Annotated in this window: 9 protein-coding genes, 1 rRNA gene and 1 pseudogene; 4 read left to right on the top strand and 7 right to left on the bottom strand. The window is 53.2% G+C overall.

Annotation, left to right across the window (positions count from 1 at the left end; translation table 11 throughout):
* Nucleotides 1–2 precede the first annotated feature (2 nt).
* The 4 genes from AC1AWD_RS07705 to AC1AWD_RS07690 are packed head-to-tail and all read right to left on the bottom strand — an operon-like array spanning nucleotide 3 to nucleotide 4,954.
* Nucleotides 3–1,397, bottom strand: coding sequence for a GH1 family beta-glucosidase (locus AC1AWD_RS07705; RefSeq protein ID WP_476565295.1), 1,395 nt, complete (start codon nucleotides 1,395–1,397; stop codon nucleotides 3–5).
* Nucleotides 1,394–2,359 carry a carbohydrate ABC transporter permease gene (locus AC1AWD_RS07700; protein WP_476565293.1) on the bottom strand — a complete coding sequence of 322 codons (966 nt, stop codon included), beginning with the start codon at nucleotides 2,357–2,359 and terminating at the stop codon, nucleotides 1,394–1,396. The genes AC1AWD_RS07705 and AC1AWD_RS07700 overlap by 4 nt, the downstream gene beginning before the upstream one ends.
* A 2-nt stretch (nucleotides 2,360–2,361) precedes the next feature.
* Nucleotides 2,362–3,633, bottom strand: coding sequence for a carbohydrate ABC transporter permease (locus AC1AWD_RS07695; RefSeq protein WP_476565291.1), 1,272 nt, complete (start codon nucleotides 3,631–3,633; stop codon nucleotides 2,362–2,364).
* A gap of 25 nt (nucleotides 3,634–3,658) precedes the next feature.
* Nucleotides 3,659–4,954, bottom strand: coding sequence for an ABC transporter substrate-binding protein (locus tag AC1AWD_RS07690; protein WP_476565289.1), 1,296 nt, complete (start codon nucleotides 4,952–4,954; stop codon nucleotides 3,659–3,661).
* Between the two features lie 595 nt (nucleotides 4,955–5,549).
* Between AC1AWD_RS07690 and AC1AWD_RS07685 the strand changes: the two are divergent.
* The 3 genes and pseudogenes from AC1AWD_RS07685 (at nucleotide 5,550) to AC1AWD_RS07675 (ending at nucleotide 10,997) form a co-directional block, all read left to right on the top strand.
* Nucleotides 5,550–6,606, top strand: a pseudogene (locus AC1AWD_RS07685) (LacI family DNA-binding transcriptional regulator).
* Between the two features lie 272 nt (nucleotides 6,607–6,878).
* Entirely contained in the window at nucleotides 6,879–9,080 is a 2,202-nt protein-coding gene (gene malQ / locus AC1AWD_RS07680; RefSeq protein WP_476565287.1) for a 4-alpha-glucanotransferase, read from the top strand.
* Between the two features lie 168 nt (nucleotides 9,081–9,248).
* Entirely contained in the window at nucleotides 9,249–10,997 is a 1,749-nt protein-coding gene (locus AC1AWD_RS07675; RefSeq protein ID WP_476565285.1) for a glycoside hydrolase family 13 protein, read from the top strand.
* Between the two features lie 182 nt (nucleotides 10,998–11,179).
* On the opposite strand, the gene AC1AWD_RS07670 is transcribed toward AC1AWD_RS07675, so the two are convergent.
* Nucleotides 11,180–11,890, bottom strand: coding sequence for a histidine phosphatase family protein (locus tag AC1AWD_RS07670; protein ID WP_476565283.1), 711 nt, complete (start codon nucleotides 11,888–11,890; stop codon nucleotides 11,180–11,182).
* A gap of 113 nt (nucleotides 11,891–12,003) precedes the next feature.
* Between AC1AWD_RS07670 and AC1AWD_RS07665 the strand changes: the two genes are divergently transcribed.
* Nucleotides 12,004–12,390, top strand: a complete 387-nt coding sequence (locus tag AC1AWD_RS07665; RefSeq protein ID WP_476565281.1) for a DUF4235 domain-containing protein — start codon at nucleotides 12,004–12,006, stop codon at nucleotides 12,388–12,390.
* Between the two features lie 215 nt (nucleotides 12,391–12,605).
* On the opposite strand, the gene AC1AWD_RS07660 is transcribed toward AC1AWD_RS07665, so the two are convergent.
* Nucleotides 12,606–12,857: a hypothetical protein gene (locus AC1AWD_RS07660; protein WP_476565280.1), complete on the bottom strand. Its 252-nt coding sequence runs from the start codon at nucleotides 12,855–12,857 to the stop codon at nucleotides 12,606–12,608.
* Between the two features lie 254 nt (nucleotides 12,858–13,111).
* Nucleotides 13,112–13,200: ribosomal RNA gene (gene rrf, locus AC1AWD_RS07655) — 5S ribosomal RNA — on the bottom strand; the annotation flags it as partial.

Genomic DNA, 13,200 nt, shown 5'->3' with positions numbered 1-13,200 from the left:
GGCTATGACACGATATGAGATGAAGCAACCTTCTGATACCAGTAAGCGGAATCCTTCCAGATACGCTGCTTCGTCTCGTAATCCACATACAGCAAACCAAAACGTTTGCTCATGCCAAAAGCCCATTCGAAGTTGTCCATCAGACTCCAGACGAAGTAACCCACAACAGGAGCGCCGGCGTCCATTGCCTTACCGACAGCCTCGATATGCGCGGCTAAATAGTCGATCCTTGTCTGATCATGCACAGCTAGAGAACCATTCGTGTTCTCAAGCTTGTCTTTAAGTGCGATACCGTTCTCCGTAACCATGAGCTTAAGCCCCGGGAAGCGCTCAGACAGCTCAAGCAACAATGTTGTCAAACCATCAGGAGTAATCGGCCATCCCATATCACTGACCGGTAAATGCTTGTCAACATCCACCGTATCCCCAGTACCGGGCACAGCTCCTTCATCCACCGATTTATCACGAGGACCTTGACGGTACGCCACCGCAGGGGACGAGTAATAGTTCACTCCCAGACTATCCAGCGGCTGATGGATTGTTTCAAGATCTCCATCATGGACAAAAGACCAATCAGTAAAATCAGAAGTGAGTCGCTTTAACTCGTCAGGGTATGTTCCTTCCAGCATTGGCGCAAGAAAGATATCGTTAGCAACCACCTTACGACGGTGAGTCGCCTGCTTGTCCATCTGCGAATCAGAAGCCGGATACGGAGTAGCCAAGTTGAGCACCACAGATACCTGCGCCTCAGCTGGAAGCGCAGCACGCAATGCTTGTACTCCTCGACCATGAGCCAGACTCAAATGATGCGCAGCTTGCAGTGCGGCAGCCGGATCTTTGATACCTGGCGCATGATCTCCTGTACCATATCCCAAGAAAGCCGAGCACCATGGCTCATTAAATGTTGTCCAGTAGCGGACACGATCGCCAAGCGTTTCAGCCATGACTTGTGCATACTGCGCGAACCAATCAGCAGATTCACGATTGAGCCAACCGCCACGATCAGCCAACGCCAAAGGCAAATCCCAGTGATATAGCGTAATAACTGGTTCTACACCTCTGCTCAGAAGCCCGTCAACCAGCCTGTCGTAAAAGTCCAAACCTTTCTGGTTCACCGGACCAGTTCCATCAGGAAGGACGCGAGACCAAGCTGCAGAGAATCGGTATGCGTCTAACCCCATCGCATCAATCTGAGCGATATCGTCGACATAACGATGGTAATGGTCACAAACGACAGTGCCATCAGTTCCATCAGAAATCACACCTTTTCTGCGGCAGAAACGATCCCAAATCGACGGAGACTTGCCATCTTCGTTCCAGGCGCCTTCAATCTGATATGCAGCCGTCGCAGCCCCAAACAAGAAATTCTCAGGAAAATGTCGAGACATTGTAATCATCCCTTCACAGCGCCAGCCATAATACCGGAAACCAGCTGCTTGCCAGCAAAGAAGAAGATGATCAACAACGGCATCGTCGTGAGAATCACACCGGACATCACCAACGTGTAATCAGTGAAATACATACCCTTCAAGGTGGCAGCAGACAACGTCAGCGTCGCATTCTTATTAGATCCCAACACCAGCATCGGCCAGAAGTAGTTGGTCCACTGTCCGATAAAAGTGAAAATAAACAGCATAGCTGCTGCCGGCCGGGCAGCTGGGACACCTACGGATATGAATGTGCGGAACATAGAAGCACCGTCTACACGAGCCGCCTCGATCAATTCGTAAGGCAGAGCATCTTGCAAGTACTGCGTCATCCAAAATACGCCAAACGCACTAATTAATGAAGGGATGATAACGGCCCACAAAGAGCCATAAAGCCCCGTTTTATTAGCAAGAACATAAAGTGGGATAACGCTCAACTGCTGCGGAATAGTCATCGTGCCGACAACAATGGTAAGCAGCACATTCCTACCACGGAAACGTAACTTCGCGAAAGAATAGCCTGCCAACACGCTGAAGAATACCGTAGAAACAGATGTCGCCAACGAGACAAACAAGCTTCCACGCAGCGACGTCCAAAAGTCGATGGCGGTGAATGCGTCAAGTAAGTTACTCCACAAACCGCTATCGAATTTCAGAGCGGCAACGCCATACTGATTAGACGTACTGGACTGCGATGCAATGGAAACCGCATAGTACAGAGGGAAAAGAAAAATCAGCAAAATCACACCCAAGGCACAGTACGTTCCCACGCCAGCGTGACGCCCTTCTGACGTTATTCCCAACTTCTTGCGCTTACGCGCAGCAGCACGGGCAACGCCTTTACCATATGCCTGTTCCAGGGTTTGAACGCCGTATTCTTTCTTTTTTTCGTCGGTAAGCTGATCATTTTTTTGAAGCCGTTGAGCAGTCATGACTAATTAGCTCCTTCCACGGCGCCCACGGCAGCCGCATTACCTATGGCAGACGCGTTCAAACGACGACGTCCCTCGACACCAGTGCGAATAGCCTGCTGGCGTTCTGCTTCAGCTCGTGCCGCACGTTCTGCCAGTACTTCCTTACTGACCTTGGACATGCCGCCAGAAGCCATTCGATTCGTCAACAAGAAGTTCACGACTGCCAACGCGACGATAATAACGAACAGTAAACAAGCCACAGCAGCCGCACGACCCATATTGGGCTGTCCCACGGTTACATTGTTGAAGCCCAACGTCCACAAATACATCGATAGGGTCAGGTACTGGTGGTTCGGACCGCCGTAACCTGAAGTACCGTTATGGAACATCTGGGCCTCGTCAAAGATCTGCAGACCACCGATGGTCGATGTAATAATCACGAAAATCAGCGTCGGACGCAGCATGGGCAACACCACAGAACGGAAAATTCGCCATTGCCCCGCACCGTCAATAACAGCTGCTTCAATCACATCCTGAGGAATCGCTTGCATCGCGGCTAGAATAATCAGGGTGTTGTAACCAGTCCAACGGAAATTCACGATGGTGGCAATTGCGATGTGCGCCCAAAATGGGCTGCTGTGCCACATGATTGGTTCCATACCGATAGACTGCAACAGAACGTTTACCGCGCCCATGTTATCAGAGAAAATCTGGGAGAAAATGATACCTGCAGCAGACGGAGCAATCACGTAAGGCAGCAATACGCCCATGCGCCAGAAAGTTTTAGCCTTCAAATTTGCATTGAGCATCCACGCAATCCACAGCGCGAGCATAATTTGAGGGACAGAGCTCAGAATGAAAATGGAAAACGAATTGCGTAGTGCATACCAGAATGAATCTTGATGCAGTACCCAAGAAAAATTGGCGTACCATGATGCTGTGTCGTCATTGCATACAGCACCGCAAACAGCCCAACCGGAATCGCCAGTCAGCGTATTGTACTGACGCATGGCAATCCACAAAGTGTAAAACAGCGGGAACAAGCCCACTAAAGCAAATAAGATGAAAAACGGGGCAATATACAAATACGGCGAAGCTTTCCACTCAAATTGCCCCAAACGATTACGCCACGTTCCAGGCACGGAAACTCCGTTACGTCCGGCACTTGGCGAAGATGTGCGTGCTGACATTGTTTTGTCCTTCCCAAGCAGGCGCTGTTGCAAAACGTCTGCGATGACGAAAATTGCAAGAATGACATCTGAACCTGTGCGGGACGAAAAATTCGATTCCACCCCGCACAGATTCAGCTTCTAGCCACTAAGACAGGGCCTTTACATCATCGACGTACTGGTCCCAAGCCTCTTCAGGAGTCTGTTCCTGCGTAACATCGACTCGGTTCAGAGCGTCAGTGAACTTGGTGTCGATATCGTAGTAGCGGGCACCGCGATACGGGGCAACGGTAATGGCCTTTGCGCGGTTCGAGAAGATCTCACCCGTCGGGGCATCATTGAGATAGTCGTTGGTAGCAGTCGTCAAAGAAGAATCAGACGCTGCCTTGACAGAGCTCGGGAACTGTCCACGAACAGTGAAAGCCTTGAGCTGCTGCTCCGGGGCAGCGAGCCAAGCAGCCAACTTAGCTGCTTCTTCCTTCACCGGAGAGCTTTCAGGAACGACCAAGAAGGAGCCACCCTGATTGGCGCCGCCACCAGGCACCACATCAGCAACATCCCATCCGGTGAAATCTGCGCCGGCATCAGCTTCAATCGTTCCCTGCAGCCAAGCCGGGCACAACGTGGTCGCAAAGCCATCGTCAGCACTGAAGTCCGCATGCCAGTCATCAGTCCAGTTAGTGATGTGAGAAGACATGTCGGTGGTATCCGTAAGCTGGAAGAACTTTTCCTTCATGGAGTCCGACGTTGCAACGATTTCGCCATCGCGGGTTTCATATGCTTCTTCAATCTGGGCCTTCATCACGCCCCACATACCGCCCATGGAATCGTACCAAGGCAAGCCAGTCTTCTCGTAATACTGCTGGCCAACATTAAAATAGGTTTCCCAATCAGCGTTGTCTCCGCCAAGCATTTCCGCGACCTCAGTGCGGTCCGTCGGCAGTCCAGCCTTTTCGAACAAATCAGAACGGTAGCATAGTGCAGTCGGGCCAATGTCCAATCCTGCACCTACCAACTTACCATCTGCAGAAGTAGCGTCCGCCTGCTTCCAGTCAAGCCAATCGTCATCTCCCGCGTACGGTTCCAGATCCACAAACTTATCCGGCATAGCGGTAACAGAAGGCATCCAGGCAACGTCAGCCTGGTAAATATCAAAAGCATTGGTGCCCGATGCGATTGCCGTATTGAAAGCAGATCGCGCATCATCAGAAGAAGCTACTGCAGTTTCTTCAATCTTAACGTTCGGGTGCGCTTTCTCATACTCAGAGTAAAGGCCGACACCACCTTCACCGTCATCGAAATGGAAGCCTCCCGAGAAGCTCTGGATCTTGATGACAATTTGTTCGTCGTCCGCCGCGGTCTGGTCGCCACCGCCGCACGCCGCCACACCCAGCAACATGACTGCCGCCGACGTTATAGCAATAGCTTTTTGAGTCCTTCTCATATTATTATTCCTTTCTAAAGCACTTCTGCGTGCTACCGGTGCGGCACTCCGTCGCGCCGTGTTCAAATCACCTTCTCTTTTGCAAACGAATGCAAATGATTAGAACAGTATTTAGAATATACACAAATGCAAACGAACGCAACCAGCGAAACCCTTGTGTCTTAAATTGCGGAACAGCACCCCCATAAATCAATCCCAACTATGACATATCCGACGAATCAACCACAAGAAATGCTCCCCCAATCCCCAAAAACGGAAAATTAAACTATCACAGCCCCAACACCGTTCGATACGCTGCGCCATAGCGGTATCTCACCGATTTTTCAAACGCCAAGCAAATCAAAATTTCGAAGAATAATCTGTCGCGCTAAACTTTGACGCAGAACGACGAGAACGCACGCAAGTGATTTAACCTCATTTGCAAAAGCATTATATTGACAAACATGCGCTGCAATCGATATCACTATCGTTCACTACGCATGCATTTGCTGACAATTTCACTTCTAGCCAACGATGGCAAAACAGATCCGCTATCACGCGCAAGGAAACGGCAACCTGCCGGCCTCAGCACATATAGATCTACAAGAAGTCTCCAATGGAGAGAACCGGAATCCACGAAGTCGCCGAATTGGCTGGCGTCTCTGTTTCCACGGTTTCCCGTGCATTTACCCACCCAGAATTGGTATCGCAGAAAACTCGACAAAAAGTAATGGATGCAGCAGATAGGCTTGATTTCAATATTTCCCGTTCCGCCGCAGCACTGAAATCAGGGCAAACGTATCGCATCGCACTCCTGATGAACGAAAATATAACCAGCTGGTTCAACAATCAGGTAGTAGCAGGTCTTGAATCTGTCTTTCATCCAGCCGGCTACGATATTTCGCTGTTCCAGAACATCGACACCGCCAGAAACCGGCGAGATTTTTTCGCCAATCTTCCAGTGCGACGTAATGTCGATGCCGTTGTCGTCTGTTCCTTTGCTATCGAGCCTTCAGAAGTTAAACAACTCAAACGCGCGCATGTTCCGATTGTTGGAATCAACGTCCCCTCTGCCAAAGCTTTTGACGCGTCGATCAGCATTAACGACGGAGAAACAATGCAACGAGCAACGCAACATTTAATCAATCTTAAACATCACGATTTTGTTTATATTTGTTCCACGCCAACCGCACCCATGGACGCCAGCATTGACACACGAACACAGGGGTTTCTACGGGCATGCGAAAACGCAAGGACAAAGAAAAATGCCCTTACTTGGCGGGTTCTTACCACTTCCCGAGGCAAAAATTCCGCAAATGAGGCTTTTCCCAGCCTTCTTTCGGACGAAAAGCTCCCAGACGCAATCTGCTGTCAAACAGACTCAATCGCGATCCCTCTCATGGTGAAGCTAGCACGCTATGGCCTCCACGCCCCCTGCAGATTATTCCATTATCGGATTTGACGACAGCCCTTACACCGACATCATGGATTTGACGACCACTCGACAAAATCCTTATTCCATGGGCGCATGCGCAGCGACTAAGACTCTGGCCCTTATCGAAGGCAGAGCCTTGGAAAAACCTCACGAAATCGCAGGAACACAGTTATTGCTTCGCGACTCAGACTCCCTCTATGCTGCACAGCGAAAAACAACCCGAGCCACTCGAGCTTGACACTCTGTATATATACCCCACTGCGATTCAGCACTATTCAGAAATCATTCCACGAAAACGCTGTCCCGAAGGTTTCTCACTCCAACAAGCAAAACTCCGACTTCCACATTTTTGCAAACGATGTCATTTTGATATATCATTACAAAAAGCAATGTATGTCACTCCAATAACGCTAACGAGGGCAATACCACGAGACACCATTGCAAACCTAATACCAAGATCCAATATCTCGTCCGCAAGGAATTTCAAGAAACGAACACAAGGAGACACCTATGGCAACGAATGACGTTCCAGACTCCACCACCATCCAAGAGCGCCCCGAGCGTCTGGCTCGCCCTCTGATTCGCCTCGCCAAAGCAAACGGCATCTCCACATCGTATTTCGATCAGCTGGGCGCCTATGTTGAAATCGAAGACGAAGTGCTGGTCTCTGTTCTGGCCGCACTTGGCGTGGACGCTTCCAGCGACAAGGCCATCGAATGTTCCTATGCCGCCACGCTGCAGGCCATCGACGATACTGTGGTGCCACCAACCATTGTCAAATTCATTGGAGCCCCCAGCGAAACGCCAATCCGCGCACACGGCGCCGCTGTCACTATGTCAATCACCTTGGAAGACGGCAACGAATATGCCGGCGATCTGACAAATTGCATCACCGTATCGGACGAAAGCGACGACGTCACGACGCTGAATCTTCCCGATGATCTGCCAATGGGCTACCACACCCTGCATGTCACCGCCACCGACGCCGAGGGCAATACACGCGATGCGGATGCGACTATTCTGTGCGCGCCCGCCCGCATTGAACTTCCGCCGGCCGTGGCCGAGCAGCAGCGCTGGGGCTGGATGACGCAAATGTATTCGGTACGTTCCGCCGACTCCTGGGGTGTTGGCGATTACGGCGATCTGCGGCGCCTCGCAGCGGATGCCGGCCGTGAATCCGGCGCTGATTTCATGCTGATCAATCCGATTCATGCTTGCGCGCCGATTCCGCCGCTGGAACCATCCCCATACTTGCCGGAATCCCGCCGTTTCCTAAACGCCACCTATATTCGTCCGCAGGATATTCCCGAATACGACGAACTTTCGGCAGAACAGCTCAACGCGGTGAACAAGCTGCATACCAGCGTCGCCGCCATGAACGATGACCCGAATCCACTGGATATCAATGCCGCATGGACAGCGAAACGTCAGGCGCTGCGCATTATTTTCGACGCGCCGCGCAGCGCGGAACGCCAGGCACAGTTTGAAGCCTTCAAACAGCAGGCAGGCCCTGATTTGGACGCGTTCGCTGCATGGTCGGTGGCGTTTGAGGTCTGGGGCGCCCCTTGGGAAGAGGCAAATCCGTGGATTTTCAATACGAACCGCAACTCGCCGGAAATCGCGCAGCTTCTGCACGATCACGCCGATTTGGCTGAATTCACCCGCTGGCTGCAATGGATCGCCGACGAGCAGATCGTCGCCGCACAGCAGGCGGCGAAGGATTCCGGCATGGCGCTTGGTTTGATGCAGGACATGGCCGTTGGCGTACATTCGCTTGGCGTGGACGCCTGGTGGAATCCGGAACGCTTCGCCGTCGGTTCGGTCACCGTCGGATGCCCACCGGATTTCTACAACCAGCAGGGACAAGATTGGGGCCAGCCGCCGTTTAATCCGAAATATCTTGAGGCTACCGGCTACGCCGTATACCGCGACATGGTGCATACGATGTTCTCCCATGCCGGCGCAATCCGTATCGACCATATTCTTGGCCTGTTCCGCCTGTGGTGGATTCCGCAGGGCAAGGGCGCGCGAGGCGGCGCATACGTGATGTACAACCATGAGGCGATGTTGGCAGTGCTGACCATTGAAGCGACCCGTGTCGGCGGTTTGGTGATCGGCGAAGATCTTGGCACCGTTCCGAAATATGTGTCGAAAGTGCTGGCCGATCATGGCGTGCTGGGCACGGTTGTAGAATGGTTTGCCCGCGTGGACGACTCCCCGAATGCAGGAGATCCGTATGCGGATCCGTCCACATATCGCAAGTATGCGTTGGCATCCGTCACCACGCATGATTTGCCGCCGACCGCCGGATATCTGCAGTTCGAGCATGTGAAGCTACGCGAACAGTTGCATCTGCTGGATGGCCCGGTGGAGGAATTCCGAGCATCCGCCACCGCAGAACGCCAGGCGATGCTTGATTTGCTGCTTGAAGGCGGCTATATCACGGATGAGGCTGCGAACGATGTCGAACATCACGTTCAGGAGATCGTTGAAGCGATGCATGCGATGCTGCGCAAAGCACCATCCGCACTCTCCCAGGCCGCGCTGGTCGACGGCGTCGGCGAGCGCAGGGCGCAAAATCAACCGGGCACGAGCTGGGAATATCCGAATTGGCGTATGCCTCTTACCGATGAAAACGGTCATGTTGTGCACACCGACGAAGTGTTCCGGCTTCCTCGCGTCAAATCGCTGGCAGCTGTTATGAATAGCTGAATTCGCTGTATTCAGCTCTGGCGAAAACGACGAAGAAGCGAAGTTGCACAAACGGCAAACACGGCATGTTCGCATAGACGGCTGCGCATAGCACACATATTGCGGGCGGGCGACCTATGGCGGCGTCCGCCCGCAATATGAAGGACCCACAGTATGAAAGGACGATCAATGACAGCTAACAATCTCAATGATGACTGGTGGAAGCAGGCGGTGGTCTACCAGATCTATCCGCGTAGTTTCAAGGATGTGAATGGCGACGGTCTGGGTGATATCGCCGGTATCACCGAAAAAATGGATTATCTCAAAGACTTGGGCGTGGACGCGATTTGGTTGTCTCCGTTCTATCCCTCCGATCTGGCCGACGGCGGCTACGACGTTATCGATTACCGTAATGTGGACCCGCGTTTGGGCACGATGGATGATTTCGATCGTATGGCTCAGGCCGCCCACACGGCCGGAATCAAGGTCATTGTTGACATTGTGCCGAATCACACGGCCGACCGTCATGAGATGTTCTTGCAAGCCTTGCGCGATGGACGCGGCTCCACGGCCCGCGACCGTTATATTTTCAGAGAAGGACGCGGTGAAAACGGTGAGTTGCCACCGAATGATTGGCAGTCGCTGTTTGGCGGCTCCGCATGGCAGCGTGTCGAAGACGGCCAATGGTATCTGCATATTTTCGCCAAGGAACAGCCCGATCTGAACTGGAAGAATCCGGACGTGCATGAGGAGTTCAAGCGCACGCTGCGATTCTGGAGCGATCACGGCACAGACGGCTTCCGCATTGACGTCGCACACGGTTTGGCAAAGGACCTTGAAAGCACGCCGCTCAATCAGATGGACCCGTTCGCGGTCCAAAACGGCTTGTGCCATGACGGCACCAGCCCACTGTGGGACCGCCCGGAAGTTCATGAGATTTATAAGGAATGGCGCGAGGTTTTCAATGAGTACAATCCGCCGCGCTTTGCCGTTGGCGAGGCATGGGTCGTGCCGGAACACCAGCATTTGTATGCCTCGACTTCCGAGTTGGGACAGGTGTTCAATTTTGAATTCGCGAAGGCGAACTGGTTTGCGGATGAATTCCGCACGGCCATTATCGAAGGCTTGGAGTCCGCTGAGGAAACCGGTGATTCGACCACGACGTGGGTGATGAATAATCATGATGTGCCGCGCAGTCCGTCTCGTTACGGCCTGCCGCAAGTGAAAACGCCGATGTATCATCAGCTCGCCCATGATTGGCTGCTGCGCGACGGCACCAGCTATGTGGAGAATCGCGAGCTTGGTACGCGTCGTGCTCGCGCCGCCGCACTGATGGAGCTGGGCCTGCCCGGCTCAGTCTACATCTACCAAGGCGAGGAATTGGGCTTGTTCGAAGTCGCCGACATTCCGTGGGATCGACTTGAGGATCCGACGCCATTCAATACGCTGCGCAATTTCACCGACAAAGGCCGTGACGGCTGCCGCGTGCCAATGCCGTGGAGCTCCGCCGATAAGCCGCGGCCTGCCGCTTGGAATGCGAATTTCGGCGAAGGCGCATCCTTCGGCTTCTCCCCGACCACACGGCCTAATGGCACGCCATCGGTCGCCCCGCATTTGCCGCAGCCCCTCTGGTACAAGGATTTCGCCGCCGACACTGAATCCGCCGACCCGCAGTCGATGCTGTCGCTGTATCGCGAAGCGTTGCGCATTCGTCAAAACGATCTGACAGCAACCGGAGCGCACACCTGCACCCTGCTGGATGCCGGTGACGATGTCATCGCGTATTCGCGCGCAATGTCTGATGGCCGCGTTTTTATGTCATACACGAATTTCGGTGCCGCCGATCTGTCGCTGCCGCAAGGCGAAATCCTGCTGTCATCCGTTGAATTGCATGATGGCATGCTGCCGCAGGATGCTTCCGTTTGGATTGCCTGCTGATAGCGATATCATCTATATGACGCCGTACATTGCGTTTCGCGATGTATCGTCGCTATACCAGCGCATACAGCACGGCAAATATAATGCCCGGCGGCCTGCAGTGCAGGCCGCCGGGCATTGTCATAATTTATTTGTAAAAAATTTGCGCTGATGATTGTTGATTATTGGTTGAGGATGCCGCTTCACATATTCCAATGCTCGATGACATTGTCGCCTTTATATTGTGTCAGAACGCAGTAATGCGCAGTGTCAAGACGGAACAGACGACCGTGCAGCGGATCAACGCCCAGCCATTGCGTGGTAAGAACGCGCAGCACATGCGCATGTGCCACCAGCAGCACATCATGTCCTTCATTAAGCAGCGGCAACACGTGTTCGATGACGTCGCGCGTACGCTCTGCCACATCCTGTACGGTTTCGCCGGCACCGTTATGTACGGGGATCTCCTCCCCGGACGGCAACGTTTCCGTCCAGTCGCCCTCCATGGCCGAATCCAGCGCCTGCGGGCCATGCAACCAGACATTCCAATCCAGTCCGCTCATTTCCTTGATCTGACGTCGCGTGCGGCCTTCTGCACGACCGTAATCCCATTCCGCAATGCCGTCCAAAATCATGTGGGCGCCGTAGCCTGCTAATGCCGCGGTCTGGCGCGCGCGGCGTAACGGGCTTGCGAATACGCATCCTGGCGCGAATCCGTCCGGGAAGGTTTCGCGTAAGCGTAGACCCGCTTCAATGGCTTGTTTTTCTCCCGCTTCAGTCAGCGGGATATCCGTTCGTCCAGTGTATTGTCCGGATTCGCTCCAGACGGTTTGTCCATGACGCAACAACACCAAGCGTCCTTGTCGGCCTGCTGCGGTGGAGGCTTCGTTGCTTCCGGGGTTCGTTTGAATCATATCGCTCACTTTAGTAGACTTTGGCTGTTTTCTTGTGATGATTACAACGAATTCGTTAAGTTTGTTGCGTTCGCGTTCGGTGCCCTGCCTCGCGACCTATTACTATGTTTCGTATGAGCAGCATTCCTCAAAGCAATACCGGATATGAAGTTGAGTCGTCGGCCGACCGCGCCGTCGCCATGTTTCATGCCATTGATAGAAAGGTGGACGCCATGCGTGAGCAGCGCATCAATGACCCGGATTCTTTGGGCGATAAGATGTTCAAATTTGCAGTCCCCGCGCTGATTGGTCTTGCCGCTGGTAAATTATTCGATATCGCGTGGAAACGCGGTACGGCAGGCCGCCGCGCGAAGAACGGCGGGGAAGATACGTGGTTGATGGGGCTGATATTTGCGGCGCTATCAGCAGCGTTCGGCGCAGTTGTGTCGCAGTTGTCCGATCGCGGATCGCAAGCTTTTGTTGATATGCGGCATCGTCGCCGCCAAAATAAAAAAGGCTGATTAAGCGTCCTGTTATGGGGTCTCGTTATACCGTCTGCCGGCAGCGACTAGTTTGTCGATTAGATTTATACAAGTGTCTTATTATGCGCATTAGTAAGCTTGCTAATCTGTATAGGCGGCACGTGTTGGGATGATGATTATTGTGCCGGCTGTAGCCTAATAGTGGTGCAGAAACTGCGCATTACTTGGTGACGACTATTGCCTTCCTACGATAGCTATCGACGGCGAGGCTTATAACCCTTTTTGCGAGAATGTGGTTTGAGCTGTTGATTCAGTGGCACGTGACGGTAGCTACTATCTGGATCACGGTGAGTGAGATGCCAACTGCCGCAGTATTCGCAACGGTACACCCATAATTCAACGCCGCGTTCGCGCAGGCTTTGTTCGGCGCCCTGCAGTGCCTGTGCCTTGTCATGGTACATAATCTTATTTGACTCAGTGCAGCGTTTAGGAGTGAAATAATGCATGTCGCAATCTTATCCATCAAGTACCAACAATAAAACAGGCTCAGGGAGTCGCACGTGCTAACGACGACACAGCCCATCAGCATGGGTGGCCGAAAAGGGGGCCGAAACGGTCACGCATGCTAGGGGCACAAGCCCGCCTCCGGAACCGTCATATCAGTGCCGGTCCGGCCGGAACGGTTTCCGGGGACCGGGAAAGAGCCCGGTAACGGGAAAGGCCCCGTGGCGTGAGCCACGGGGCCTCCCCCTAACGATGAATGCGGCGGCGTGCTACTCTCCCACACCCTCCCGGGTGCAGTACCATCGCCGTGCCAGGTCTTAGCTTCCGGGTTCGGAATGGGACCGG

The organism is Bifidobacterium sp. LH_512 (assembly GCF_056356435.1).
This window is presented reverse-complemented; position numbering and strand designations above follow the sequence as displayed.